This is a genomic window from Streptomyces sp. ME02-8801-2C, assembly GCF_033793965.1.
In the GTDB taxonomy this organism is placed as follows: Bacteria; Actinomycetota; Actinomycetes; order Streptomycetales; family Streptomycetaceae; genus Streptomyces.
Map to the genome: position 1 here is coordinate 1 of NZ_JARAXP010000010.1, position 26332 is coordinate 26332.

Genomic DNA, 26332 nt, shown 5'->3' on the forward strand with positions numbered 1-26332 from the left:
CGCACCACCGCAATCTCGTCCGGAGTCACACACCCTCAACGCCACACCCAGCCCGCAGGACACGCACCACTACAACCGACCTGACCAAGCACTACTAGCTGTCGACGGCGAATTGGCCAGGCTGGACACACCGGCGGCTATCGGCGGCTACCGGCCGCTGCGGCCACCCAGGGTCGCCCGCGCCTGTTCGAGGAACTCCACTCACGCTGCAGCGGCGGCGATATCCAGACTTTTCATCTGCGCCCTTTTGGCCATCACCTTGGCGAGCAGCCGGCCGGCGATCGGCATCCGGGCGACGCGGATCATCACGGACCGAAGCAGCAACTCGGCGCGGTTGCCCGGGGTGAGGAAGGCGCGCATGCTCACAGCGTTGCCGAGGTGGTGGGCGATGAACGGGCGCAGGTGTTCCTCCCAGTCCTGCAGCGCTCGTGGCACGTCGTGGGGGTGGCGTTCCAGCATGGTGCCGAGCAGGTCCGCCCCGGCCAGGCCGGTGGATGCCCCCATGGCGGAGTAAACGGTCAGGCACCACGCGGCGTCGCCGACGAGCACGACTCGGCCGCGGTGCCAGTGGTCGAGGTGCACCTGCTCGGCGGAGTCGAACAGGTGGTCCGGGGCCTTCTCGAACTGGTCGAGCAGCCAACCGAGCGTGGAGCCGGTGGGCTCGGGGCCGTAGGCGGCGCGCAGCGAGTCGATGGCCGGCCGGGTGAACTCGGCGTCCACGTCGTCGGTGCGGTAGGAGAACAGCACCGTCGGCAGACGGTCGGCGAAGGGGAACACCCACACCGATCGGCCCGCTTCGGCCATGGTCAGCCCGTCCTGTGGGAGGTAGCCGGGTATCGGCTCGGGCAGGCTGCACACGGCGACCATGTAGTTCAGCCGACGGGTCGGGCTCTGCTCGGGCTCGAACGCGAGCCGGCGCACCGTCGAGCGCAGTCCGTCTGCCCCGACCACCAGGTCGAACCGTTCGACGGTCATCGTCTCCGTCGTCAGGTCGCGGATCTCGACGTCCACCCCGTCGAGGTCCTGGTCCAGCCCGATCGGCACGTTCGAGTACCGGATCTCGACCTCGTCGGGCAGGGCGGTGAAGGCCGCTTCTTCGACGTCGCCCCGCACCACCAGTCGAGACCCGGGGAACACATCGGCGTAGCTCACACCGAGGCGGCGCCGGCCCGTGCGGGCGACGTCGTAGTTCACGCCATCCGGAGCGAGGCGATCCGGCATGGCATCGGCGAAGCCCAGCCGTTCGGCGGCGGCGAGCCCGGTCCCGAACACGGCGATGAAGTATCCGCCGCGGCGCCGCTCGGGGGCCTTCTCCAGCACCACCACGTCCCAGCCCGCGCGATGCAGTCGCAGCGCGGAGGCGGTCCCGCTGATCCCGAGGCCGACCACCAGGGCCCGCGGTCGCGATGTCGTGTTCCTGTCCATGGGATTGCGTTCCGTCATTGTCGTGTTCTCCATCTGGTGGGGGTGGGTCGGCCGTTCAAAAAGCCGAGGCTGTGGAGTCGTCGAGGCGGGCGAGGGCGTCGAGGAGCGGGGCGTTGACCTCGGCGGGAGGCTCCTGCTGTTTGCTTGCTGGGCATGGCTGAAACCATCCCCGTGAGGGCCGCGTCGGTGTCCGCGGCGGCCGGCATCCTGTTGATGTCGGCGCCGGCCGCTGTGGAGGTCCCGACCTGGTCGACCGGATCGGTGGCGCTGCCGGCCACCCGCACACCCGCGGAGCCGGCCGTTCGGAATTCAGGTGCGCGCGGACGTCTGCGGGAACAGCTCAAGGAGTGTCGGCAGCGTCTCGGGAGCGGCCCTCGGTCGGGAAGTGGCCGGCGCGCGGGATCTCGACCACAGGTGCGTGGGGGTAGCTGAGCCTGAACGACGGGATGACGTACTCGGGCAGCAGTGCGGTGTCCCGCATTCCGACGGCGATGTCGTCCATGTGGTCGGGAACGACCACACGATGGTGACGCGACAGCGGCCCGATCAGGTGGCGCCACGCGTAGCCCCACGTGGGCTCGCCATGCAGCATGACGATCGTCTGACCGGGCCGTGAGGGGCCCTCGTCGACATAGTGCTGGCGTAAGCCGGCAGCCTCGGTGAAGCGGGCGGGATACGTCCACGTGCCGTCGAGCGTCTCGTCAGCAGCAATCACGGGATATCGCGCCTTCCAGGGCGGTGTTGTCCGTACTGACCGCGGTCACGAGGGTCCTCCGAAGTATTGGTTCTGAAGCAGCCTTCATCGGCTGGCTCGTTCTTGCGCCGAGCGCGGTTGTTTACTGAACAGTCCGAAACCTAGAGGGTTCTGTACTGGGTTGTCAAGAACGGTGGGTCGGTCGTACCGTCGGTGCATGGCCAGACCACGAAAATTTGACCGCGACCACGTCCTCCATGCCGCCGAGCGGCAGTTCCGCGCCTCGGGCTACAACGGCACGAGCGTCGATGACATCAGTGCCGCCACCGGCCTGGGCCGAGGCAGTCTCTATGCCGCGTTCGACGGCAAGCACGGCGTGCTGATGCAGGCGATGGGCGGCTACTTCGCCCGGCTTGGGCAGGGTCCGCGGAAGATGCTCGCCGGACCGGACGAGGGCGCCCTGGAACGACTGCACGCATACTTGCTCCGCGCCGTCCACGGGGTCCCACTCGCCGCCGACGTACCCCCCGCCGATGACCGGACGGCGGCGGCCTGCTTCGCCGCCAAGATGGCCCTGGAGGTCGGCGCCTCCGACCCCGAGGTGAAACGCCTGGCCAAGGAGTGCTTCTCCGTGGTCCGGGCGGCGGTGGCCGAGTGCGTGCGAGCGGCACAGCGCAACGGCGACATCGACCCCGACGCGGATGCCGACGACCTTGCATACCTTCTGCTGACCGTCATCCGCGGGACCGATGTCGTAGGTGCGTACGGCCACAGCCCCGCCCGTCTGACCTCGATCGCGGAGAGCGCGTTCGCCTTGCTGCCCCGCCCGCGCCGCCACTGAGAGCTGAGAAGGGGACGGCCGGCCTCGTTGCACGGCATCTGCTGCGGCCGGCGGCGATCGTACGAAACGGTCTCGATTCCGCAGGTCCCTTGGGCGCCGCCGACAGGCAGGCAATCATGACCCCATGCAGCGGCCCCGCCCCCGCCTCCACCCCCGCCTCCAGGCCCCCGAGTGGTTCACGGCCGACGACTCGACCCTGAACGTCGCACTGGTGTACCCGATGCAGGGGCCCGCCGGGATCTTCGGCCCCGCGTGCGAGGCGTGCGCGCGGCTGGCCGCCGAGGAGGTCAACCGGGCCGGGGGCGTGCTGGGCAGGGAGCTGCGGCTCCTGGAGGTCGACGGGGGCGCCGATCCGCAGCGGGTCGCCGGGGAGGTCGAGGCGCTGGTCGCGACCGGTGTGGTGCAGGGCGTCACCGGCTGGCACATCTCCTCCGTACGCCAGGCCCTCGCGCCCCGGGTCGCGCACCGCGTGCCGTACGTGTACACGGCCCTGTACGAGGGCGGCGAGCGTACCGAGGGCGTCTTCCTGGCCGGCGAGACGCCCGCCGGGCAGCTGCGGCCGGCGATGAGGCTGATCGGCGAGGCGCGCGGCGTACGGCGCTGGTTCGTCGTCGGCAACAACTACGTATGGCCCCGGCAGACCGCGCGCGCCGCACGCCGGTACGCGCGTGAGAACCGGGGACGGGTGTGCGGGGAGGCGTATCTCCCGCTGGGCACCGACGACTTCACCGACGTCCTGCGCCGCATCGAACACGCCGACGCCGACGGGGTGTTGATGCTGCTGGTGGGCAGTGACGCGGTCCGTTTCAACCGTGCGTTCGGCGCCTTCGGCCTCGACCGGCGCTGTGTGCGGCTGAGCACCCTCATGGACGAGAACATGCTGCTGGCCAGCGGCCCCGAGGCCACCCGCGACCTGTTCAGCACGGCCGGCTTCTTCGCCTCCCTCGCCAACCAGGACACCCTGGACTTCCACGGCAGTTACGCCGCCCGGTACGGCGTCGACGCCCCGGCCCCGGGCAGCCTCGGCGAGTCCTGCTACGAGGGCGTAATGCTGCTCGCGGCCCTCGTGGAACGAGCCCGCACCCTGGACGTGTCCGCGATCGGGGCGGCGGCCGAGGCGGTGTCGTACGAGGGGCCGCGCGGCCTGCTGCGACTGCGGGACCGGCACGTACGCCAGCGCATCTACCTCGCGGAGGCGGACGGCCTGGACTTCACGGTTCTTGCCCAACTGGACAACGGAAATTAGACCGTTCCGTCTGTACAGCCCCTTCCGAGACCCTTCCGAGATCCTTTCGCCCGGAAGTATTAATGCAACAAAAATAGCTCCGCTGGAAACTGCTCATCAATTCGACTGCAACGCATCCGAAACAGTCGACTCGCAGGCTGTGGACCGCACTTCTCCCTTCTCGTCCCCTTCTCCCCAAGGGCGGTTCTGCATGTCTGGGCTCAGCTTCAGCAGGCGTGGTCTGCTGGCCGGAGTGTCCGCGGTCGGCGCGTCCGCCGCTCTCAGCGCCTGTGGCGCCAAAACCGGTTCCGGCACGGCGTCGGACGCCGGCGTCAAGGCCGACACCTCCGGCAGCACGGTCAAGGTCGGTCTGCTCAACTCGCTGTCGGGCACGATGGCCATCAGTGAAGTCACCGTCCACAACTCGCTGTTGCTTGCCGTCAAGGAGATCAACGCGGCCGGCGGGGTACTGGGCAAGAAGCTGGACCCGGTCAGCCAGGACGGTGCCTCCGACTGGCCGACCTTCGCGGAGAAGGCGGAGGCCCTGATCAAGGACGACAAGGTCGTGGCCACGTTCGGCTGCTGGACCTCGTCCAGCCGCAAGGCGGTCAAGCCGGTCTTCGAGCGCTACAAGTCGCTGCTCTTCTACCCCGTGCAGTACGAGGGGCTCGAGGAGTCGCCGTACATCTTCTACACCGGCGCGACCACCAACCAGCAGATCGTCCCGGCGCTCGACTATCTGAAGAAGCAGGGCCTGACCAAGCTGTACCTGGTCGGCAGCGACTACGTCTTCCCGCGCACCGCCAACAAGATCATCAAGGCGTACGCGGAGGCCAAGGGCATGAAGGTGGTCGGCGAGGACTACGCGCCGCTCGGGTCCACCGAGTTCAGCACGATCGTCAACAAGGTCAAGGACTCCGGCGCGGACGCCGTGTTCAACACCCTCAACGGTGACAGCAACGTGGCTTTCTTCAAGGAGTACAAGTCCTCCGGGATGACCGCGAAGAGCATGCCCGTGCTGTCGGTCTCGATCGCCGAGGAGGAGGTGAAGAGCATCGGAACGCAGTACCTGGAGGGCCAGTTGACGGCCTGGAACTACTACCAGACGACGCCCGGTGCCGCGAACACCAAGTTCGTCGCCGCCTATCAGGCCGCGTACGGCAAGGGGAAGCCGACGAGTGACCCGATGGAGGCCGCGTATGTCTCGGTGTACCTCTGGAAGGAGATGGTCGAGAAGGCCGGCTCCTTCGATGTCGCCAAGGTGAAGGCGGCGTCGGACGGCATCGCTCTTGCCGCGCCCGAGGGTGAGGTCACCGTGGACGGGGCGAGCCAGCATGTGTACAAGACGGCTCGGATAGGCAAGGTGGGGGCCGACGGCCTGATCACCGAGGTGTGGAACTCGGGCAAGCCGATCAAACCGGACCCGTTCCTGAAGGGCTACGACTGGGCGTCGGGCCTGTCCTGACTTTTCCTCGCCCCCGCCGACCCGGAGCCGCTCCATGACGGTCATCCTCAATCAGTCCTTCACCGGCATCAGCATCGGTGCCGTCCTCCTCCTCATCGCCCTCGGCCTCACCCTGACCTTCGGCCAGATGGGCGTGATCAACATGGCCCACGGCGAATTCATCATGGCCGGCGCCTACACGACCTACGTCCTGCAGAAGTCCATCAGCAGCGCCGGAATCTCCCTGCTCCTCGCCCTCCCCGTCGCCTTCGTCGTAGCGGGCCTGATGGGCGCCCTCCTGGAATGGCTGCTCATCCGCCGCCTCTACACCCGCCCCCTGGACACCCTCCTGGTCACCTGGGGCGTCTCCCTGATGCTCCAGCAACTGGCCCGGGACGTCTTCGGCGCCCCCAACGTCCAGACGCACGCCCCCGACCTCCTCACCGACAACGTCTCGGTGGGCGGCGGGATCACCCTCGCCAACAGCCGACTGTTCATCCTCGGCCTGGCCCTGCTCTGCGTCCTCGCCCTCACCGTCGTCCTGCGGACGACCCCGCTGGGACGCCGGATCCGGGCGGTCGTCCAGAACCGGGACCTCGCCGAGGTGTCGGGCATCGCCACCGGCCAGGTCGACCGGATGACGTTCTTCATCGGCTCGGGCCTCGCCGGAGTGGCGGGCGTCGCGCTGACCCTGGTGGGCCCGATCGGCCCGACGATGGGCACCAACTACATCGTCGACGCGTTCCTGGTCGTCGTCGTGGGCGGCATCGGCCAGCTGAAGGGCAGCGTGATCACCGCGTTCGCACTCGGCGTCCTCCAGTCGGTCCTCGAGTACTCGACGACCGTCAGCGTCGCCAAGGTCATCGTCCTGGTGGCGATCGTCGCGTTCCTCCAGTGGCGACCGCAGGGCCTGTACACACTGCGCACCCGGAGCCTGGCATGACAACAACGACCAAGCCGGTCACGGAAGTTACCGTGCCCCCCACCCCCCGGCCGCCCCTCCTGGAACGCCTGCGCGTACCCGGCGGCTTCGCCCTGGGAGCCGTACTCCTCCTCGCGATAGCCCCCTCAGCCCTCTCCGACTTCCGGCTGGCCCTCCTCGCCAAGTACCTCTGCTACGCCATCGTGGCCGTCGGCGTCAGCCTGGCCTGGGGACGCGGCGGGCTTCTCGTGCTCGGCCAGGGCGTCTTCTTCGGCCTCGGCGGCTACGCCATGGCGATGCACCTCAAGCTCGCCGACGCCGCCGACACCGGCCAGAAAATCCCCGACTTCATGCAGCTGTACGGCACCGGTGACACCCTCCCCTGGTGGTGGGAGCCGTTCGCCAACCCGGTGTTCGCGCTCGCCATGACGGTGGTCCTCCCGATGGCGGTGGCCGCGCTGCTCGGCTTCCTGGTGTTCCGGCGCCGGGTGAAGGGCGCGTACTTCGCGATCCTCAGCCAGGCGCTCGCCGCCGCGCTGTCCATCTGGCTGGTGGGCCAGCAGGCGACGACGGGCGGCACGAACGGCCTGACCGACATCCAGGGCTTCTTCGGCTACTCGCTCGACGACCCGGTCAACCAGCGGATGGTCTACTTCGTCATCGCGGCCGTACTGCTCGCCCTGATGGCCCTGGCCCGCCAGCTGTTCGTCAGCAGATACGGCGAACTCCTCGTCGCCGTAAGGGATTCCGAGGAGCGGGTGCGCTTCCTCGGCTACAACCCGGCCAACGTGAAGCTGGTGGCGTACGTCGTGGCGGCGGGCATGGCGGGTCTGGCGGGCGCGCTCTTCGTCCCGGCGGTCGGGATCATCTCCCCGGCGCTGATCGGGATCGTGCCGTCGATCGGGTTCGTCATCGGGGCGGCGGTCGGCGGGAGGGCGTCGCTGGTGGGCGCGGTGCTCGGCGCGATCGCGGTCGCCTGGGCGCAGAGCACGCTGTCGGACGCGTTTCCGGCCGGATGGACGTATCTCCAGGGCCTGTTGTTCGTGGTGGCGGTCGGCTTCCTGCCCGGCGGCCTGGCGTCCCTGGTGACGATGGCGCGCAACCGCCGTAAGACGTCGGCGAGTTCAGAATCGGAGGCGACGGCATGAGCGGCAGCGGCACAAGTGGCGTTATCGGTGGCGATGCGCGTGGCGAGTCGCTGACAATCACCGACCTGCGCGTGACGTTCGACGGCTTCACGGCGGTCGACGGCGTCAACCTGTCGGTCTCCGCAGGTGACTTGAGGTTTCTGATCGGCCCGAACGGCGCCGGCAAGACCACCCTGGTCGACGCGGTCACCGGCCTCGTACGGGCGACGGGCGCGGTCCGCTTCGGCGACGAGGAACTCCTCGGACGCCCGGTGCAGCGGATCGCGCGCATGGGCATCGGCCGTACGTTCCAGACGGCGACGGTCTTCGAGGAACTGACCGTCCTGCAGAACCTGGACATCGCGGCGGGCGCCGCACGTGGCGTCTGGACGATGCTCCGCCGCCGCAAGGGAGTCCCGGAGCCGGTGACCAGAGCCCTGGAGACGACAGGCCTGACGGCACTGGCCGACCGCCCGGCGGGCGCGCTGGCCCACGGCCAGAAGCAGTGGCTGGAGATCGGCATGCTGCTGGTCCAGGACGTACGGCTGCTGCTGCTCGACGAACCGGTGGCCGGTATGAGCCACGAGGAACGCGAGGCGACGGGCGAGCTGTTGCAGCGGGTGAGCGAGGACCGCACGGTCGTCGTCATCGAGCACGACATGGACTTCATGCGGTCGTTCGCCCGCAGCGTCAGCGTCCTGCACGCGGGCAAGGTCCTCAGCGAGGGCACGGTGACGGAGGTCCAGGCGGACCCGAGGGTCCAGGAGGTCTATCTGGGCCGCGCGTCGGCCCCCGAGCGGGACCCACTGCCGGTGGGGGAGGAGGCGTGACGTCGATGTCCAAGCTGGAGATCACCGACGTACGGGCGGGCTACGACCGTACGACCGTCCTGCACGGCGTGAGTGTGACGGTGCCGAAGGACGGTGTGGCCGCCGTTCTCGGACACAACGGCGCCGGAAAGAGCACGCTGCTGCGAGCGGCCATGGGCCTGTTGAAGCCGACGGCCGGAAGGGTCCTGCTGAACGGCGAGGACATCACCCGCCTCTCCCCGCACCAGCGGGTCGCACGCGGAATGGCGTACGTCCCGCAGGGCCAGCAGTCCTTCCCGCACCTCACCACGGCCGAGAACCTCCAACTCGTCGCCGACGGACGGGCGGACGGCAAGGAGGCGATCGCCGAGGCACTGGACCTCTTCCCGGCACTGCGTGAACTGTCGGGCCGCCGGGCCGGGTTGCTGTCGGGCGGCCAGCGTCAGCAACTCGCCCTGGCCCGCGCCCTGGTGACCCGCCCGAGCCTGCTGCTCCTCGACGAGCCGACGGAGGGCATCCAGCCGTCGGTGGTGGCGGAGATAGAGGAGACGATCCTGACCCTGGCCGCACGCGGCGGCCTGTCGGTCCTCCTCGTGGAGCAGCACGTGGGCTTCGCGATGCGGGCGGCACAGCGGTACTACGTCCTGGAGGCGGGCCGGGTGACGTCGTCCGGGGAGGGCGGCACGGGCTCCGAACAGACGGTGAGGGCGGCGCTGAGCGTCTGAAGCAAGGGTGAGGTGCTGGATCCGTGTTGTGCGCCCGCACTGCACAACACAACACAGCATGAATCGAGCCCCACGCCACTGCTCTCCCGCCCGCCGGTATCTGCATCTACACAACCCAGGCCGGCACCGTCTTCTCGGTGCCGCCGGGAACGGATGCGCCCGCGCCCGGGGTGGCGGCGACGATGGCGGCGAAGCCCGCTTCGGGGTCGGCGTGCACGCGCCGCGCGACGTCCGCGGGCATGACGACAGTGTCGCCCGGCACCAAAACATGCGTCCCACCCTCGATCTCGACGGTCGCGCCCCCGTCCAGCACGGTCCACACCTGCTCGGCGTCGAACGCATGGAGGGGCCCGCTGGCGCCGGGCCGCATGTCGACGCGCCACACCGCCAGTCCGGCGCCGCCCAGTGTCGGCGAGGCAAGCGTGGTCATCACGGCGTTGGGGGTCTCGGTCCGGCGGCTCTCGGCATGGTGGATGACAGGCATGATGAGTTCCCCTAAACTCGACAACATGGTTGTCGAAATGGTGAACCTGGTTGTCGATCGTGTCAAGTGACCCCCCTGGCTTCGAGCTGCCGCTGCGACTGTTTCTCGCCTTCCGCGTCCTGATCGACGAACTCCACGCCGAGCTCGCCCGCCAGGGACACCCGGACGTCCGCCCGATGCACGGCTACGTCTTCCAGGCGATCGGCCCGAACGGCACGACCGCCGCGGACCTCGGCCGTCGGCTCGGGGTCTCCAAACAGGCGGCGGGCAAGACGATCGACACGCTCGAGCGGCTCGGTTACGTGGAACGCGGCGCGGATCCGGCCGACGCGCGACGCAAGCTCGTACGCCTCACCGCCCGCGGCACGGACTGCCTGACCCGCTCGGCCCGAATCTTCGACCGCCTCCGCGCGGACTGGGCCCGGACACTGGGCGAGGACCGCCTCCGCGCACTGGAATCGGACCTACGGCGGATGACCCCGGCGGAGGCGTTCCTGCTCGACGCGCCGGGTTGGTTCGGTAACTCCTAGGCCCGGCTGAGCCCCGCCGCCGACGCATGGCAGGCTCGTGGTCCATGGTCGATGAATTCGCGAAAGAGTACCTGCACGGTGACCTGCGTCAGATGCGTAAGACGATCCTGTGGAAGCTCGAGGGGTTGCCCGAGTACGACATTCGCCGCCCCCTGACCTTGACTGGAACCAACCTCCTCGGCCTGGTCAAGCATCTGTCGATCTGGGAGTCCAGGTATTTCGGCGAGGTCTTCGGACGGCCGTTCCCCGGACTCCTGCCCCGATGGGACGACGCTGCCGAGCGAGGCGCCGACACCTGGGCGACCGAGCACGAAACGCGCGAGGACATCATCGACGGATACCGTCGCGTATGGGAACACTCAGACGCGACGATCACCGCGCTCGCCATCGACGCGCCTGGGTTCGTGCCCTGGTGGCCACACCCTGAAGTGAAGCTGTTCAACATCCTGGTCCACATGCTCACCGAAACGAGTCGTCACGCCGGCCACGCCGACATCCTGCGGGAACAGCTCGACGGCTCCACAGGTACAGCTGCCGAATACGCAACTCCGCAGCAGGATCCGGCGTTCTGGGAAGCTCGGCGCGCGACGATCGAGCAGGCCGCCAAAGCAGCCGTTGCCAGCGGCTGATCTACTGCAGTTCGAGCGGGATTGACGTCTGTTCCGCAGCCGGGCCCAGATATGTGTACTCCGTGGACCTCGCGATGCCCACGGAGTCCAGCCCCTGCCGGAAGCGGACCCGGAAGTGGACGTTGTCCCCGAGGCCGGGGCGCATACGCAGCAGCTCGTCGGGTTCCTCGAAGCGGACGTCGTAGGCCGGCGAGTTCTTGGCGGTGCCCGTCTTCACCTTCACCAGGCCGCTCTCTCGCAGCTCGGTGATGCGACCCGAGATGGTGATCTCCTGATCGCGGTTCCTGGTCTCGCGCAGCCGCTCGACGTAGCCCCTGCCTCGTTCCGTCAACCGGGCCCGGCGCGTGCTGCCGTCGGCGCCGTACCAGGTCAGGCCCAGGTCGAGCCTGTACTTGCCCAGCGCGCGCGAGAGTGCCTCGACCGCGTCGAACAGTTTCGCCCATTCGCGGATGTCGGCCTCCGACTCGTGGGCGGCCAGCAGTTCGGTGAGCGTGCTCAGGCCTGTGCCTGCGGCGGATGTGGCTGGAGCGTCCAGAGCGTCCTGGGCGTTCAGGATGGCCGGCCCGGTGGAAACAGAGGGCTGCACCGGTCGGGCGTGCACCACGGTGCTGCCTGCTGACACTCCCGTGAGTTCCAGCTGAACGGGTGTTCCTGCGGCAACGGAGATCGCGTGCTCCACGGGGACGAGCAGGGCCTCTCCCCACTGGAACCGAAGCGCTCCGCCTTCCGCGTCAGGGCCGGTCAGACGGAGCTGAAGCTCTTCGTCGAGCTGGGCATCCGGTGCGTACTCGCGCGCCGCCGTGAGGCGGTTGGCACGGTGGTCCGCCTCGATCTCTTCGCCGTCCCTGTCATCAAGGCCCATCTCGTCCAGGAGACGCGCTGTGTTCTCGGCTGCGCCCGGATCGTCCCTCCGGAGCGCGCGCCTGCGCTCGCGCCAGCTGTCGCCGGTCACACCCGCACCGTCTGCAGGCCTGCCGGTGCGCAGTCGCGGCAGCGGCCGCGTTCGGGGCTGCGGAATGCCCGGTCGCAGCCGTCGCAGTTCTGGAGGGGGTGGCGGATGTGGGTCGGTTCCGACTGCGGGGCTGGTGGGCGGTAGGGCGCCGGGGGTGGGAGTTGGGTGATCAGTCGGTGGGCCAGGAGGGCTGCTGGGCGGCGCATGCCTTCGGGTGGGAGGTCGCTGATCAGGGCGTGGCGTACGGCGGTGAGGCTGGCGTCGCGCTCGAGCCAGGCGGCGACGCCGGGTGCGAGGTGGGCGGTGTCGCAGGCGGAGAGGAGCAGGTCGGGGTCCGAGCGGCGGAGTCCGGCGAGGAGGTCGGTGGCGGCCTGGAGGAGTTCCGGCCCCTTGTAGGCGGGCTGCGGTACGGCGGGGAGCGGCTTGCGCGGGGTGCGCTCCTTCGGCGGGGCAGAGGTCGTCGAGTGTGCGGGGTGGGTGACGTGGTCGGAGTGCCCTGGCTGCGGCTCGGGCCTCGGCTGCCGCTCCTGCTGCGGCTGTGGACGGCGGTCGGGGTGTCCCTCGGCGTGCCGTCCGGGCTGGTTGCAGGAGACCGTGCGGGTCACGATGCGACCGGCAGGGGTGCGTTCGCGGGGGCGGCGCAGGTACCCATGAGCTTCCAGTTCGCGCAGGGCGGCCGAGATACGGTCCGCCCCCTCCGGGAACCTCTTGGCGAGGGTCTTGATGTCGACGGGGGCACCGGCGGGCAGCGACTGGATGTGGACGCTCAGTCCGATGGCGAGCAGCGAGAGCTCGCGGTGCTGGGCGAGGTGGTTGCCGATCACCGTGAAGCGGGTGTCGTGGCGGGTGTTGTCGTGGACGACGCCGGAGACGCCGGAATTGGGGCGCCGGTGCGGGTGATTTTTGCCCGTGGGACGGGACGGGGCGCACGGGGGCGCGCTAGGGTTTTTCGTGTCCATCGGGAAGGGTCTGACTTCCTTGGTGGTCAGGCCCTCGCATTGGGATGCCAGTCCCGGCGAGGGCCGTCGTATGTTTGCGGTTGTTGCGCTGAGCGTAAGGCAGGCAACCGGGCACAAATCCAGCTGAGTTGGCGATGTTCACTCGAGGGAGTGACGGCGGGGGACGGCGGGTGCGAGCGCCTGATTTCGCGCGGGAGCGGCCGTAGCTGCTGGTTCCTGCGGACGGGAGGGGTGTGGTTTGGTCCCGTTTCTTATTCCCTAAATGCCTTTAATGGACCGCTGGTGGCACCGGAACACGGAAACCAGAGTCCCGGTGCGCCCCCGCCACGTTGGAGATGCGAACGGGATTTCGATTCGGGCTCGGGGTGGACAATTCTTAATTCACGTCAATTGAAGTGGCCACAGATGCCTACCGTGATCAGTGACTTCGCCGCTGCGTACGGGGACTGTCCAGCGCTTGTCCGGTGGTGTCCGGGCTGTCGAGGCGGGGCGTACGGGTAGGGCGGGGGCAGTACGGCTCGCGGTACTACGGAGAGGCACGGCATGAGCGTGGACAGCGACGCGGAGCGACTCAAGAGCGAGGCGGACGAGCCGGGTTGGGAGGTGGACCCGGACGACGAGTGGGGGGTGGCGGTCGTGGAGACCGTGGGGCGGCAGTTGAAGCTGCGCAGGGAGACGGTGGGGATGCGGGCGGCCGACTTCGGCCGGGCGCTCGGGTACGGCGAAGATCTGGTCTACAAGATCGAGGGTGGGAAGCGGATCGCCCGGCCCGAGTATCTCGTGAAGGCTGACGAGGTGCTGGAGGCGGACGGGTTGATCTCCGCCATGAACGAGGACCTGGAGAAGGTCCGGTACCCGAAGAAAGTGCGCGCGATCGCGAAGCTGGAAGCGACGGCGGTCGAGCTTCAACTCTACGATCCGCTGAGCATCCACGGGTTGTTGCAGACCCCTGAGTACGCCCGTGCGTTGCTCATGATGCGGCGCCCCGCGTACACCGCGAGTGAGGTGGAGCGGTTCTTCGCGGCGCGGGTGGCCCGCAAGTCCGTATTCGAACGGGATCCGGCGCCTGAACTCGGCTTCGTCGTGGAGGAATGGACGCTGCGGCGCCCACTCGGAGGGAAGGCGCTGTTGTGCGGCCAGCTTGAACACCTCCTGGAAACAGCGCAGTTGCGCAGCGTCGAGCTTCAGGTGATGCCGATGGATCGCGAGGAACACGCCGGTGTGGACGGCAGCATCGAGGTGTTGAAGTTCGCGGATGGCTCGGCAGTGGGTCGTTCGCCGGTGGTGGCCAACGGCCGACCCGTCTCCGATGCGAAGCAGCTCCGTATCCTTGAACTGCGATATGGCATCATCCGAGGCCAGGCCCTCACCCCGCGTGAATCGGCGGCCTTCATCGAACAAATGCTGGGGGAAACATGAACCGCAATGACTCGATAGAGGACGCCTCAGGCCTGGTGTGGTCCAAGAGCAGTTACAGCAGCGGCAGCGAGGGCGACTCCTGTGTCGAACTCGCCACCACCCGCGGCACCATTCACATCCGTGACTCCAAGCACATTGAGACCGGCCCACGTCTGGCCTTTGCCCTCGCGACCTGGGCCGACTTCGTCCCGTACGCGACCGAGCGCTGAAAAAACCGGCTGCGTCGAAGTCGCCCCTCAGGCAGCATCGCGGGGTGACCATGCATGCCGACCAAGTTGACGTGAACCCCGAGACAGTCGCCGCCCTGGTGCGAGAGCAGTTTCCCCAGTGGAGCGGCCGGGAGATCCGGCACGTACAGTCGTCGACCGGCACGGTCAACGCCATCTTCCGTATCGGGGAAGACCTCTCCGCCCGTTTCCCGCTGCGCCGGGCGGATGCCGCCGAGACGCGGGCCGTGCTGGAACGGGAGGCTCGGGCGAGCGCGGAGCTCGTACGGATCTCCCCGTTCCCCACTCCGGAACCCGTGGCCCTCGGAGAGGCCGGAGCGGGCTACCCCATGCCGTGGTCGGTGCAGACGTGGCTGCCGGGGACAGTTGCCTCGGAGGCCGACCCGAGTGGGTCGGATGCCTTCGCGCAGGACCTGGCGAACTTCATAGCCGCCCTCCGGAAGGCCGATACGGCCGGACGGCACTTCGGCGGAGGGGGTCGTGGCGGCGTACTCACCCACCACGACGCATGGATGGAGGAGTGCTTCGAGAAGAGCGAAGCCCTGCTCGATGTGCCGCTCGATGTGCCCCGGCTGCGCCGACTGTGGAGCCGGCTGCGGGAGCTGCCGCGCGAGGGCGCCGACGTGATGAGCCACAGCGACCTGATCCCGGGCAACGTGCTGGTCGATGGCGACCGTCTCGGCGGTGTACTCGACGCCGGCGGCTTCGGCCCGGCAGACCCCGCGCTTGACCTGGTGAGCGCCTGGCACCTGCTGCGCGAGGGCCCGAGGGAAGTGCTCCGGCGGACACTGGGCTGCGACGACCTCGAGTGGGAGCGCGGCATGGCGTGGGCCTTCGAGCAGGCGGTGGGCCTGGTCTGGTACTACGCCGAGAGCAACCCGGCGATGAGCGAGCTGGGGCGCCGGTCCGTCGACCGCATTCTGCGGTCGACGGACTGACGTCGCCGAAACGTCGCCCTCCGGAGCGCTCAGCCGCTGTAGGGAGCGGTCACGTCGAGAACCCAGGTCACGCCGAAGCGGTCGGTGAGCATCCCGTACAGCGGGGCCCACGGGGAGGAGCCCAGGGGCTGCACCACCGTCGAGCCCGCCACCAGCTTCTGCCACAGGGCGGTCACCTCGTCCGTGTCCTCACCGCGCACGGAGACGAAGAACGAACCGGTGCCCTGGTCCCAGGGCAGATGCGAGGGCACGTCGTAGGCCATGACGTGGAAACCGTTGTCGCCGGTCACCTCGCCCCACACCACCCAGTCCGCCTCGTCCTCGTGCCGCACCTCGCCCATGTCCTTGTAGGTGACGACGGTGACGCGCCCGCCGAATACGGACCGGTAGTGGTCCAGTGCCTCCCGTGCTTGGCCCCGGAAGTTCAGATGAGTGGTGGTCGTGACAGACATTGGCCTTTTCCTTGCCCTGGTTTTATCGGGATCGTCCGAGCGATCGTGAGACGCACCATTCCAGGGGTAGCGGACAGGTTGTGTCCTGTACTGCGGGCAGGATGGCGGCCATGCAGAAGACGTCCTCGCGCCTGCTCGCCCTGCTCTCGCTGCTCCAGACACATCGCGACTGGTCCGGAGACGACCTTGCCGAGCGACTCGACATCACCCCACGCACGGTCCGCCGCGACATCGACCGCCTACGGGAACTGGGCTACCCGGTGCGTGCTTTCAAGGGACCCGCCGGCGGCTACCGCCTCGACGCCGGCTCGCAACTGCCCCCGCTGCTGTTCGACGACGATCAGGCCGTCGCCCTGGCCCTCGCCCTGCAGTCCGCGACCGGCAACTCCACGATCGGCGAGGACGCCGCCCGGGCCCTGGCCACCGTCCGCCAGGTCATGCCGCCCCGACTGCGCCGACGCATGGACATGCTGCAGGTCACCCCCGTCCAGCCACCCGACACCGGCACCTCACCCGGCACCCCAACCGGCACCCCAACCGGCACCCCAACCGGCACCCCAACCGGCACCCCACTCCTCATGGAGGTGAGCCGCGTCATCCACGCCCATGAGGAACTGCGCTTCGACTACGAGCACGGGTACGGGCGCGAGTACGGGGGACACGGGCACGGGTACGAGCACGACGTCACCCTTCCCGCCGTACAACCCCGCCGGACACAGCCCCACCACCTCGTCACCTGGCGCGGCCACTGGTATCTGGTCGCCTGGGATCTCGACCGCGACGACTGGCGCACCTTCCGCGTCGACCGCATGCGCCCCCGCACCCCGACCGGCCCGCGCTTCACCCCGCGCGATCTCCCCGCCAACGACGTGACCGCCTTCGTCACCGGCCGGTTCCGGGGGACCGACGGCTCCACCGCCGACTGGCCCTGCCGCGGCGAGGTCCTCCTCGACCTGCCCGCCCAAGCCGTCGCCCCCTTCGCGCAGGACGGCACTGTCGAAGCCCTGGGCCCCGACCGCTGCCGCCTGTCCCTCGGTTCCTGGTCGTGGACCGGGCTCGCCGCCGCCGTCGGCCGTTTCGACGCGGACATCCACGTCATCGGTCCACCACAACTGGCCGAGGCGTTCGCCGAGCTCGCCGCCCGCTACACCAGGGCCACGGGCCCGGCGGAGTCGGATTCACAGCTTCCTTCGGGCACAAAAGAACCCGACCGCTGGCGACGGGGGATGCACCAGCGATCGGGCTATGGCCAAGGGTAACAACACCGCATGCTCAGTGGGAGTCGACTGCTCTCCTCTGATGACCAGTTGTGACTGGGATCACTCCCGTTCCCTCCTGTTCCAGTACAACCGTTTCCGTCGATCGCGTGCGTGACGTGGAGCAAGTCCGCGTCCTTGACCAGGAGTTGGGGGATCATGAGGCATGCGCTCCGACGACTGGCACATCACCGCAGGCACCGCAGCCATCGACGACTTCCTCGACCGCGCCGGCGATTTCCTGTGTTCCCGGCCCGCCCTGCACACCACCGCCCTGACCACCTTCGAGAAACTGCGCACGGACCGGGTGGGGACGGACATCGCCGAAGCGCACGTCCTTGGGCGGCTGGAGGATCGGGCCGGGCAGGTCAGCGGCGTCTTCTATCGGCTCACCCCCAAGAGCCTCCTCAGCCTCACCCCCCTCACCCCCGAGCAGGTCGACACCCTCGCCGCCCGCCTGGCCGCCCTCGGTCACCGTCTCCCGGGTGTCAGCGCGGAGCACGGCACCGCCACCGCCTTCGCCGAGGCCTGGCAGCGGCACACCGGCGCGACACCGACCCTGCGCACCCGGATCAATCTGTACCGCCTCGGCACCCTCACCCCGCCGGAGCCGGTACCGGCCGGCCGGGGCCGACCCGTGGGCGAGGGGGAGGCGGAGCGTGAGCACCTCATGCAGTGGTGCCGTCAGCTGGCGAAGGACCTCGGGGAGGAGGTCACCGTCAACGCCGGCACCTGGGCCACCACCCGCTTCGGCGAGAAGCGCTACACCTACTGGGAGACCCCGGACGGCACCCCCGTCGCCATGGCGGGCGTGAACCCGATGGTCGCGGGACACGTCCGGGTGGACCCCGTCTATACCCCGGCCCACCTGCGCGGTCGCGGGTACGCGGGTGCCGTGACCGTCGAGGTCAGCCGCGCCGCGCTCGACGCCGGCGCCACGGACGTCGTGCTGTACGCGGACCCGGACAACCCCACCAGCAACGCCCTCTACCAGCGCATCGGCTACCGCCTGATCGCCGGCTGGGCCGTGTACGACTTCGGGTGACTCCTCACTCCTGGCAAGGCGGCTCGTACGACAGCCTGGGCAGATACACGTGCCACTTCTCCGGCGTCAGGACGCCCCGGGTCGTCGAGCAGATGTGGGTGATGGCCGTATCGACGTCGAGGTCCCACAGCCGGACCGTGTCCGGGCCGCTCGACACCCCGACGATGCCGCCGCGCGGGCTGAACGCCAGGAAGTTGCCCGTCTTGGCGTTGGGGTTCATCGACTGGCCGATGGACGTGGCGCGAGACGGGTCACTCACATCCCAGAGCAGGACCGCGTTGTCGTTGCCGCCGCTCGCCAGGACCTTTCCGTCCGGGCTGAACGACAGCGACTCGACCGCCTCGGTGTGCCCGGTGAGCGGGGAGCCCAGGCTGTGGACGTCGGCCGGGTCGGTGACGTCCCAGAGGCGAACCGTTCCGTCGTCGCTCCCGCTGGCCAGCGTACGGCCGTCCGGGCTGTAGGCCAGCTCGTTGACGGGGCCGGAGTGCCCCCTGAGCACCTTGCCGAGCAGGGTGGCCCGGGCAGGGTCGGTGACGTTCCACAGGCGGATCGTGCCGTCCGCGCTGGCGGTGGCCAGGGTACGGCCGTCCCGGCTGAAGACGAAGCCGTCGACGTAACCCCGGTAGCCGGTGAGCTGGGGGCCGAGCCGCCGCAGATGGGCCGGGTCGCTCGCGTCCCACAGCTGGACGGTGAAGTCCTTGTACGCCGTGGCCAGCGTGCGCCCGTCCGGGCTGAACGCCACCGAGTCCGCGAACCGGGTCTTCAGCTGGACGGGGGGCGCCCAGGCGACGGGATGCTTCGGGTCGCCGACGTTCCACAGCTGCACCGTGCTGTTTCCCGCCGCCAGGGCGAGCGTGCGACCGTCGGAGGAGAACACCGGCGTCCGTACCTCGCCCTCCCCGGGCGTGAACGGTTCGCCCTGGGCCACGGGGTGGCCGGGCCGCTCCACGTTCCACAGACGGACCTGGCCGTCGCGCGAGCCCGTCGCGAGCAGTTTGCCGTCCGGGCGGAACACACCGATCCGGCCGATCATGTCCGACGTCGGCAGCGACCACAGCCGCACCTTGCTGTCGCCGCTCCCGGTGGCGAGCGTACGGCCGTCGGGGCTGAAGCCCAGCGCGTACATTTCGCCGCTGCTGCCCGTGAGGGATTCGCCGACCTGGGAGGGGTACTGCGGATCGCTGACGTTCCACAGGCTGGCGGTGCTGTCCGCGCTCGCGGCGGCCAGCATGGTCCCGGCCGGGTTGAACGCCACCGACCAGATCGCGTCGGTGTGGCCGGTCAGGGGTGCGCCGACCTGGGCCGCGTGCTCGGGGTCGGACACGTCCCACAGCCGGATCGTGTCGTCGGCGGCGCCGCTCGCGAGGGTGCGGCCGTCGGGGCTGAAGGCCACCGAGTGCACCAGGTCCGTGTGCCCGGTCAGTTTCGTGTCGTACCGCTTCGGGTTGCGCGGTTTGGACACGTCGTACAGGCGGATCGCGTTGTCGTCGCCGCCCGCTGCCAGGCGCCGGCCGTCGTGGCTGAAGGCGATGGCGCGCACGGCGGCGTCCGCGCCGGTGAGGGTGGACAGGAGGGTGGGGCGGGCCGGGGCGGTCATGTTCCACAGCCGGACCGAGTGGTCCTCGCTCGCCGCGGCGAGGGTGCGGCCGTCCGGGCTGAAGGCGATCAGATAGATCGTGCCGCCGCGGCCGTCCAGGGGTGTGCCGAGGGGGCGCGGGTGGGCGGGGTCGGTCACGTCCCAGCGGTGGATCGTGCCGTCGTCGCCCGCGCTGACGAGGGTGCGGCCGTCAGGGCTGAAGACCGCGCTGCTCACCCAACTCTCGTTCGCGACAAGGGGTTTGCCCAGCGGCTTGGGGCGCGTCCGGTCGGACACGTCCCACAGTCGTACGGTCCTGTCGTAGCTGGCGGTGGCCAGGAGCCGTCCGTTCGGGCTGAACGTGGTGAGGTAGACGGCGCCGGTGTGGCCGGCCATCGGGGTGGCCAGCGGGGTGTTCACGATCGAGATCAGCCGGCTGCGCGTGCTCGCGTCCTCCGGGCGCAGCTCGTGGGCGACCAGGCTGAGCTGCGCCGACAGCGACGGGTCCGTGGACTGGACGCGGTCCGCCTCGGCGAGCACGTTCTCGAACACCGCGTCGTCGCGCTGCTGGCGGGCGATCAGCGCCGCACCGCCGGCCAGCAGGGCCAGCACGACGACCGCGGCGATGGCGGCCCGGCTGATCAGGACGGTCCTGCGGCGCAGCTTCACCGAGGCGGCCAGGAACTGCACCGCGCTGCGGGTGAGAAGGGCGTCACCGGCGGACTTGGCCCAGGTGTGCGCCTGTTCGAGGCGGGAGCCCCGGTAGAGGAGCGACGAGTCGCGCTTCGACTCCTCCCAGGATCTGCTGTCCTCTTCCACGCGCTGGCGCAGCAGGTTGCCGCCCCGGTCCTCGTCGATCCACTCGCGCAGTCGCGGCCAGGCGTGCAGCAGCGCCTCGTGGGTGATCTCCACGCTCTCCGCGTCGAGCGTCACCAACCGGGCGCGCACCAGCGCCTCGAGGGACTCCTCCGTCTTGTCCGGGTCCGCCGACTCGGCGGCCAGCTGGCGGCGCGTACCGCGTCTGCGGGTGGCCTGGGTGTCCTCGCCGAGGCGTACCAGGCGCAGCAGGAGCAGCCTCGCGGCGCCGCGGGCCGCCGGGTCGAGGTCGGCCCAGGCGCGCTCGGCGGTCGCGGCCACCGCGCCCTGGATGCCGCCGGCCGCGCGGTAGCCGGACAGCGTCAGCCGTCCCGCCTTGCGGCGCTGCCAGGTGGCGAGCAGGGCGTGCGAGAGGAGCGGCAGGACGCCCGCGTCGTGCGTACCGCGCGGTCCGTCGGCGCTCACCTCCCGCACGATCAGCTCCGCGAGCCCCGGTTCGAGCTCCAGGCCGACGGCCCTGGCAGGCCCGCTGACGGCCTCCCGCAGCTCGGCGGTGGTCAGCGGGCCGAGGACCATGTGCCGGTGCTGGAGCGCGTCGGCGAGCTCGGGGTGGCGCAGGCACTGGTCGTAGAAGTCGGCGCGGATACCGAGGACGACGAGCGCGGGGGCGCCTTCTCCGACGCCGGTCAGTTCATCCTCGCCGGGTGGCATGGCGGCGGCGTGGAGGACCTGGATGAAGGTGTTGCGGATCGTCTCGTCCAGGCAGAGCGTGAACGTTTCCTCGAACTGGTCGACGATCACAACAGGCCGGGCGGGGACGGACGCGGGGCCGTCGAGGGCGTCGCGGCGGGCCCAGGCGGCGACCGTCTCCCGTACGGCATGGGCGAACTCGGGCGTACCGGGCTCGGGCGACGCCGACCCGTCGACGGGGGACAGGATCTCGGCGAGGCCGGGTATGCGGCGGGTCAGCTCACCGAGGGGATCACTGCCCGGGACGAGCTGAAGGACCTCCCGGGCCGGTTGCCCCGGTCCGCCGAGCGCCCCCTGCTGCAACGCGGGCACCAGCCCGGCGCTGAGCAGGGACGACTTGCCCGCCCCGGAGGCGCCGACCAGCATGACCAGCCCGCCGGGGCCGGTGCCGGTGTCCGAGTCGGTGTTACCCGCGTAGGTCTCCGGAAAGGCCGCCGCGCTCTCCGCCGCGCGGAGCTGGGCCACCAGGGCGTCGGTGCTTCGCTCCCGGCCGAAGAACCAGCGGGTGTCCTCCAGGCGGTACGAGGCGAGGCCCCGGTAGGGGCACACCCCGCCCGGCACGGCCGGGACCTCGGCGGCGGGCTGCTCCTCGTCCTCCGGTGAGCCGGGGGCGCGGTCGCCGACCGGGTCGGCGACGGCACGCTCCCACAGGTGCTGCCACTGGACCATGTCGTACAGCCCGGGGGAGACGGGCACGGGCCGGGCGCGCCGGGCCTGCGGGACGAGGACGCTCAGTACGGCGGCGAGGGCGGCGAACTGGGCGGGCACGTTCTTGGCCCGCCGCCAGTCGCTGATCCGCTGCACGGAGACCCGCACAGGTCGGCCACGTTCGTCGACGCGCTGCAACTGGACGACGGCTTCGGCCACGCGTTTGAGGGGGGGATTACCGGCCTCTTTGTACAGCAGCGAGAGCCGCTCCGCGAAGGCCGTGCGTGCCCCTGAGTCGGAACTCAAGGTCTCCACCCCTTACTTCCTCCGCGTCTGATATCCGGTGTCATCCGGACCGGAAAACCCACTCTATACGGCTGACCTGCGGATACGTGCTCGGCCCCGGACCGGAACCCCCTCCGGGGTGGCCGTGGATGGCAGGATCATGACGCAACAAGGAACCAGCCACGTGGTGCCCGACCGGACCACCAGCGCGGTGACTCCCAGGGCAGCCCGAAGGCCGAACGTTCTCGGCCAGATGCTGTCGGATGTCGCCGGCCGGGGTGTCGGTCCCACCACGCGGGCCCGAGACCGCGGAACCGGCACCGTCCGGCCGCCTCCCGGGCCTCCGCCCATCGTTTCGGCACCGGTCCCCACGTGGGGAGGGACCGGTGCCGAACGGCGTTGTGGCCCTGGCCCTCAGGGCCGCATGCGTGACGCGGCGGTGCTCCTTGCCAGCGAGTCGATGATCACCGCCGTGATCAGCACCCCGCCGGTGATCATGAACTGGACGGCGGTCTGCACGCCCAGCAGTGCCATGCCCGAGGCGATCGACTGGATGACGAGCACACCCAGCAGCGCCGACCAGGTGGAACCGCGTCCGCCGAACAGGCTGGTGCCGCCGATGACGGCGGCGGCGATGGCGTTGATCAGCACCGCGCCACTGCCCGAGACCGGACTCGCCGAGGTGAACCGCGACGCGACGAACAGTCCGCCGGCCGCGGCCAGGGTCCCCGACACCATGAACACCGAGATCCGTACGCGTGTCACGTCCACGCCCGCCCGCCGGGCCGCCTCCACACCGCCGCCCAGGGCGAGAACCTGCCGGCCGTAGGGGGTACGGCGCAGCAGCAGGTCCGAGGCGAGGATGACCACGAGGAAGATCAGGAGCGCCAACGGCAGCCCCTCGAAACGGTCCAGTACGGCGACGCTGGTGAACGCGACCGCCGCGAGCAGGGCCGTACGGGCCGAGATCTCGCTCACCGCCCGACACGGCATTCCGGCGGCGGCGCGGCGCCCGCGTTCGCGCAGGGAGACGAACAGGTACGCGGCCGTGCAGAGCGCGGCCAGGCCGTAGGTGAAACCGGGGGCGCTGTAGTAGCGGCTGGTCAGCGTGGCGACCAGCCCGTCCTCGCTGAAGTGGATGGTGTTGTCCGGCCCGAGCAGGAGCAGCATCAGACCACTCCAGGCCAGCAGCCCGGCGAGGGTGACGACGAAGGCGGGCACCCGGAACCTGGCGAACAGGAACCCCTGGAGGGCCCCGATGGCCGTACCGCAGATCACCGCGAGGAGCACGGCGAGCCATTCCGTCATGCCGACGTTCACGTTCAGCGCCGCGAACATGGCGCCCGCGAGGCCGGCGAGCGAGCCCACGGACAGGTCGATCTCGCCGATCAGCAGGACGAAGACGATGCCCACGGCGACCATGCCGGTCCCGACGATGTCCACGCTGAGGACGGACAGGTTGCGCGGCGAGAGGAACCTGTCGTTGAGGCACTGGAAGACCACCCAGGTCGCGGCGAGGGCCAGCAGCACCGGGGCGGGCCCGAGCCCGCCCTCGCGCACCCTGCGACGTACGGCACCGGCGCCCGCCGCGAGACGCGACTTCGCGGTCACGGTCACGTTCATGCTCATGTTCACGGCCACACCTCGTCGGGGGGCGGGCGGTGGGCGACGGCGTGGTCGGCCGCGCCGGTGATGGAGGAGATGATCTGCTCCTGCGAGGTGGTGTTCACGTCGAAGAGGCCGTTGTTGCGGCCCAGGCGCAGCACGGCGACCCGGTCGGCGACGGCCTTGATGTCGCTCATGTTGTGGCTGATGAGGAGCACCCCGAGCCCTTTGTCGCGCAGCTCCTCGATCAGGTCGAGGAGCTGGTTGGTCTGCTGGATGCCCAGGGAGGCGGTGGGCTCGTCGAGCAGCAGCAGCCGGGGCGAGGCGAGAAACGAACGGGTGATCGCCACGACCTGCCGCTGACCGCTGGACAGGCCGGCGAGCGGTATCCGCACATCGGGAATCCGGATGGACAGGGTGTGCAGCAGCTCGCGGGTGCGGCGCTCCATCTCCACCTCGTCGAGGACGCCGAAACGGTGGATCTCCCGGCCGAGGAAGAGGTTGGCGACGACATCGAGGTTCTCGCACATGGCGAGATCCTGGTAGACGGTGGCGATCCCGAGGCCCCTGGCGTCCTGGGGCCGCTTGATCTGTACGGGGCTGCCCTGCCACTCGATGACCCCCTTGTCGGGGGGACCGACCCCCGATATCACCTTGACCAGGGTGGACTTGCCGGCGGCGTTGTCACCGACCAGGGCGACCACCTCCCCGGCCCGCACCTCGAGCTCGATGTCCACCAGGGCCTGTACGGCGGCGAACCGCTTGGAGACACCGCGCAACGCCAGCAGGGGCTGACCGGGCACGGGTCACCTCCTTCCCGGGGGAGAACTGAACGCGTCAGATGAGGCCGGCCCGGTCGCAGGCGGGCCGTAGTGCCGGGGTGCAGATCTGGGCGACGGTGTACATGCGGTCCTTCACCAGCGTGTCCTCGATGTTGGAGACAGTCACCGAGACGGACGGCAGCAGAACCGCCGGCACGTTCTTCGTCGTCGGACTGTCGACACTGCCGGTGGCGATGGCCTCGACCTTCTCGCCGCGCCCGAGGGCGATCGCCATCTCCACGGTGGCGTCGGTCGCGCGCTTGTAGGGCTTGTACACGGTCATGTACTGCTCGCCCTTCACGATGCGCTGTACGGCCATGAGGTCGGCGTCCTGGCCGGTGATCGGCGGCAGCTTCGCGACCTTGGCGGCCTTGAAGGCGGAGACCACGGCGCCCGCCATGCTGTCGTTGGCGGACAGCACACCGTCGATGTTCTCGGCGCCCAGCGCGGCGATGGCGCCGGTCATGTTGACGTACGCGTTCTCGGGCCGCCAGTTGACGGTGTCGTACGACTTGCCGATCTTCACCTTGCCCTTGAGGACGGCGAGGGCGCCTTCCTTGTACCAACCGGCGTTGGGGTCGGTGGTGGCGCCGTTCATCATGACGATCCGTCCCCCGTCGGCCTTCGGGCCCATGGCCTTCAGCAGCCCCTGTGCCTGGAGCCGTCCGACCTCGTCCCCGTCGAAGGTGACGTACCCGGAGATCGGCCCCTGGGCGAGCCGGTCGTAGGCGACGACCGGGATACCGGCCCGGTGCGCGGACTCGACGGACGGACGCATCAGCTGGGGGTCGACGGCGGCGAGGATGATCACATCCACCCCCCGGGTGATCATCGCCTCGAACTGCTGCTGCTGGATCGTGGGGTCGGACGTGGCGGCGACTCTCGCGGCCGGGCAGTCCGGGCACAGCGTCTCGACGTGCTTCTCGATCAGCGGCCGGTCGAACCGCCCGAACCGGGAGGCCCCGCCGCCGGGCATCAGCACCCCGACGCTGACGCTGTCCCCTCCACCGCCCCCGCCACCACTTCCGCCACCGCTTCCGCAGGCCCCGACAAGGACCAGCCCGGCGGTGACGGCGACGGCGAGGAACCCGCGTTTCATGGCTGGAAGACCGGCACCGAGACGTCCCATGGTCAGTTCCCCAGAACTTTCGGATATTCGCCAGAACGTAGTCAGAACTTAGCTGGAAGGTAAGAACTTCGTACGAAATAGGCGCGTAATTGGATGGTAATGCCAAGCCCGGCCATGCCGCCGCTCCTGAGCGGTGCCCGTGCGGTGAACGGTCGCGCGATCAGCTCTGCGACGACCCGCTGATGTTGACCATCCACGGCACACCGAACCGGTCCGTGCACATGCCGAACACATCGCCCCACATCTGCTTGTCGAGCGGCACCGACACCGCCCCGCCGTCGGACAGCTGCTCCCAGTACCCGCGCAACTCGGCCTCGTCGTCGCCGCTCAGACTCACGGAGAAGTTGCTGCCGGGGCGGAACTCGGATCCGGGCGGGCTGTCGGCCCCCATCAGGGTGAAGCCGCTCGGGGTCTCCAGCAGGCCGTGCATGATCCTGTCGGCGAACGGGGAGTCCGGCTGCCCGAAGGCGCCGTAGGTGTTGAGCGTCAGGGAGCCGCCGAAGATCTCCTTGTAGCGCTCCAGCGCCGCTCGGGCGTCACCGTCGAAGTTGAGATAGGGATTGAGTCGCGAGGCCATGGCACGCCTTCCTTGAGGGAGT

25 protein-coding genes are annotated in these 26332 nt (G+C 69.6%); 14 read left to right on the forward strand and 11 right to left on the reverse strand.

Annotation, left to right across the window (positions count from 1 at the left end; translation table 11 throughout):
- Positions 1–201: 201 nt before the first annotated feature.
- Positions 202–1443: an FAD-dependent monooxygenase gene (locus tag PV396_RS29860; RefSeq protein ID WP_319209951.1), complete on the reverse strand. Its 1242-nt coding sequence runs from the start codon at positions 1441–1443 to the stop codon at positions 202–204.
- Positions 1444–1765: 322 nt separating this feature from the next.
- A complete protein-coding gene (locus PV396_RS29865; RefSeq protein ID WP_319209953.1) occupies positions 1766–2140 on the reverse strand; it encodes a hypothetical protein in 375 nt (124 codons plus the stop codon).
- A 196-nt stretch (positions 2141–2336) separates the two neighbouring features.
- On the opposite strand from PV396_RS29865, the gene PV396_RS29870 reads away from it, so the two are divergent.
- The 7 genes from PV396_RS29870 (at position 2337) to urtE (ending at position 9212) form a co-directional block, all read left to right on the forward strand.
- Positions 2337–2960, forward strand: a complete 624-nt coding sequence (locus PV396_RS29870) for a TetR/AcrR family transcriptional regulator (RefSeq protein ID WP_319209955.1) — start codon at positions 2337–2339, stop codon at positions 2958–2960.
- A gap of 124 nt (positions 2961–3084) precedes the next feature.
- Positions 3085–4206, forward strand: a complete 1122-nt coding sequence (locus PV396_RS29875) for a substrate-binding domain-containing protein (RefSeq protein ID WP_319209957.1) — start codon at positions 3085–3087, stop codon at positions 4204–4206.
- A gap of 190 nt (positions 4207–4396) precedes the next feature.
- Positions 4397–5650 (forward strand): urea ABC transporter substrate-binding protein, encoded by a 1254-nt coding sequence (gene urtA / locus PV396_RS29880; protein WP_319209959.1) that lies wholly within the window; start codon positions 4397–4399, stop codon positions 5648–5650.
- 34 nt (positions 5651–5684) lie between these two features.
- Positions 5685–6572, forward strand: coding sequence for an urea ABC transporter permease subunit UrtB (gene urtB, locus PV396_RS29885; protein WP_319209961.1), 888 nt, complete (start codon positions 5685–5687; stop codon positions 6570–6572).
- Positions 6569–7699, forward strand: a complete 1131-nt coding sequence (gene urtC / locus PV396_RS29890; RefSeq protein WP_319209962.1) for an urea ABC transporter permease subunit UrtC — start codon at positions 6569–6571, stop codon at positions 7697–7699. Before urtB ends, urtC begins: the two co-directional genes overlap by 4 nt.
- Positions 7696–8508 (forward strand): urea ABC transporter ATP-binding protein UrtD, encoded by an 813-nt coding sequence (gene urtD / locus PV396_RS29895; RefSeq protein ID WP_319209963.1) that lies wholly within the window; start codon positions 7696–7698, stop codon positions 8506–8508. Before urtC ends, urtD begins: the two co-directional genes overlap by 4 nt.
- A gap of 5 nt (positions 8509–8513) precedes the next feature.
- The gene (gene urtE / locus PV396_RS29900) at positions 8514–9212 is read left to right on the forward strand and encodes an urea ABC transporter ATP-binding subunit UrtE (RefSeq protein ID WP_319209965.1); all 699 of its coding nucleotides are present in this window, start codon (positions 8514–8516) and stop codon (positions 9210–9212) included.
- Positions 9213–9318: 106 nt separating this feature from the next.
- Here urtE and PV396_RS29905 read toward each other — a convergent pair whose 3' ends face one another.
- Entirely contained in the window at positions 9319–9696 is a 378-nt protein-coding gene (locus tag PV396_RS29905) for a cupin domain-containing protein (protein WP_319209967.1), read from the reverse strand.
- 59 nt (positions 9697–9755) lie between these two features.
- Between PV396_RS29905 and PV396_RS29910 the strand changes: the two genes are divergently transcribed.
- Positions 9756–10226, forward strand: coding sequence for a MarR family winged helix-turn-helix transcriptional regulator (locus tag PV396_RS29910; RefSeq protein ID WP_319209969.1), 471 nt, complete (start codon positions 9756–9758; stop codon positions 10224–10226).
- A gap of 44 nt (positions 10227–10270) precedes the next feature.
- Positions 10271–10855 (forward strand): DinB family protein, encoded by a 585-nt coding sequence (locus PV396_RS29915; RefSeq protein ID WP_319209971.1) that lies wholly within the window; start codon positions 10271–10273, stop codon positions 10853–10855.
- Position 10856: 1 nt separating this feature from the next.
- Here PV396_RS29915 and PV396_RS29920 read toward each other — a convergent pair whose 3' ends face one another.
- A complete protein-coding gene (locus PV396_RS29920) occupies positions 10857–11807 on the reverse strand; it encodes a hypothetical protein (RefSeq protein WP_319209973.1) in 951 nt (316 codons plus the stop codon).
- Positions 11804–12766 carry a helix-turn-helix domain-containing protein gene (locus PV396_RS29925; RefSeq protein ID WP_319209975.1) on the reverse strand — a complete coding sequence of 321 codons (963 nt, stop codon included), beginning with the start codon at positions 12764–12766 and terminating at the stop codon, positions 11804–11806. Before PV396_RS29925 ends, PV396_RS29920 begins: the two co-directional genes overlap by 4 nt.
- Positions 12767–13309: 543 nt before the next feature.
- On the opposite strand from PV396_RS29925, the gene PV396_RS29930 reads away from it, so the two are divergent.
- Genes PV396_RS29930 through PV396_RS29940 form a run of 3 tightly spaced genes read left to right on the forward strand, consistent with a single transcriptional unit; the run spans position 13310 to position 15350 of the window.
- Positions 13310–14185: a helix-turn-helix transcriptional regulator gene (locus PV396_RS29930; protein WP_319209977.1), complete on the forward strand. Its 876-nt coding sequence runs from the start codon at positions 13310–13312 to the stop codon at positions 14183–14185.
- Positions 14182–14394, forward strand: coding sequence for a DUF397 domain-containing protein (locus PV396_RS29935; RefSeq protein WP_319209979.1), 213 nt, complete (start codon positions 14182–14184; stop codon positions 14392–14394). Before PV396_RS29930 ends, PV396_RS29935 begins: the two co-directional genes overlap by 4 nt.
- 44 nt (positions 14395–14438) lie before the next feature.
- Positions 14439–15350 carry an aminoglycoside phosphotransferase family protein gene (locus tag PV396_RS29940; protein WP_319209980.1) on the forward strand — a complete coding sequence of 304 codons (912 nt, stop codon included), beginning with the start codon at positions 14439–14441 and terminating at the stop codon, positions 15348–15350.
- A gap of 29 nt (positions 15351–15379) precedes the next feature.
- Here PV396_RS29940 and PV396_RS29945 read toward each other — a convergent pair whose 3' ends face one another.
- Positions 15380–15802, reverse strand: a complete 423-nt coding sequence (locus PV396_RS29945) for a VOC family protein (RefSeq protein ID WP_319209982.1) — start codon at positions 15800–15802, stop codon at positions 15380–15382.
- A 110-nt stretch (positions 15803–15912) separates the two neighbouring features.
- On the opposite strand from PV396_RS29945, the gene PV396_RS29950 reads away from it, so the two are divergent.
- Both PV396_RS29950 and PV396_RS29955 read left to right on the forward strand, forming a co-directional pair.
- Complete coding sequence (locus PV396_RS29950) at positions 15913–17061, forward strand: helix-turn-helix transcriptional regulator (RefSeq protein WP_319209984.1); 1149 nt, start codon at positions 15913–15915, stop codon at positions 17059–17061.
- Between the two features lie 163 nt (positions 17062–17224).
- Entirely contained in the window at positions 17225–18103 is an 879-nt protein-coding gene (locus PV396_RS29955) for a GNAT family N-acetyltransferase (protein ID WP_319209986.1), read from the forward strand.
- Between the two features lie 4 nt (positions 18104–18107).
- Here the strand turns inward: PV396_RS29955 and PV396_RS29960 are convergent, their stop codons facing one another.
- The 5 genes from PV396_RS29960 to PV396_RS29980 all read right to left on the reverse strand — a co-directional run bounded on the left by PV396_RS29960 (position 18108) and on the right by PV396_RS29980 (position 26310).
- Positions 18108–22208, reverse strand: coding sequence for a WD40 repeat domain-containing protein (locus PV396_RS29960; RefSeq protein ID WP_319209988.1), 4101 nt, complete (start codon positions 22206–22208; stop codon positions 18108–18110).
- Positions 22209–22592: 384 nt separating this feature from the next.
- Positions 22593–23807 (reverse strand): ABC transporter permease subunit, encoded by a 1215-nt coding sequence (locus tag PV396_RS29965; protein ID WP_319209990.1) that lies wholly within the window; start codon positions 23805–23807, stop codon positions 22593–22595.
- A 2-nt stretch (positions 23808–23809) separates the two neighbouring features.
- A complete protein-coding gene (locus tag PV396_RS29970) occupies positions 23810–24586 on the reverse strand; it encodes an ATP-binding cassette domain-containing protein (RefSeq protein ID WP_319209992.1) in 777 nt (258 codons plus the stop codon).
- A gap of 34 nt (positions 24587–24620) precedes the next feature.
- Entirely contained in the window at positions 24621–25733 is a 1113-nt protein-coding gene (locus PV396_RS29975; protein WP_319209994.1) for a sugar ABC transporter substrate-binding protein, read from the reverse strand.
- 160 nt (positions 25734–25893) lie between these two features.
- Positions 25894–26310: a VOC family protein gene (locus PV396_RS29980; protein WP_319209996.1), complete on the reverse strand. Its 417-nt coding sequence runs from the start codon at positions 26308–26310 to the stop codon at positions 25894–25896.
- Positions 26311–26332: the final 22 nt, after the last annotated feature.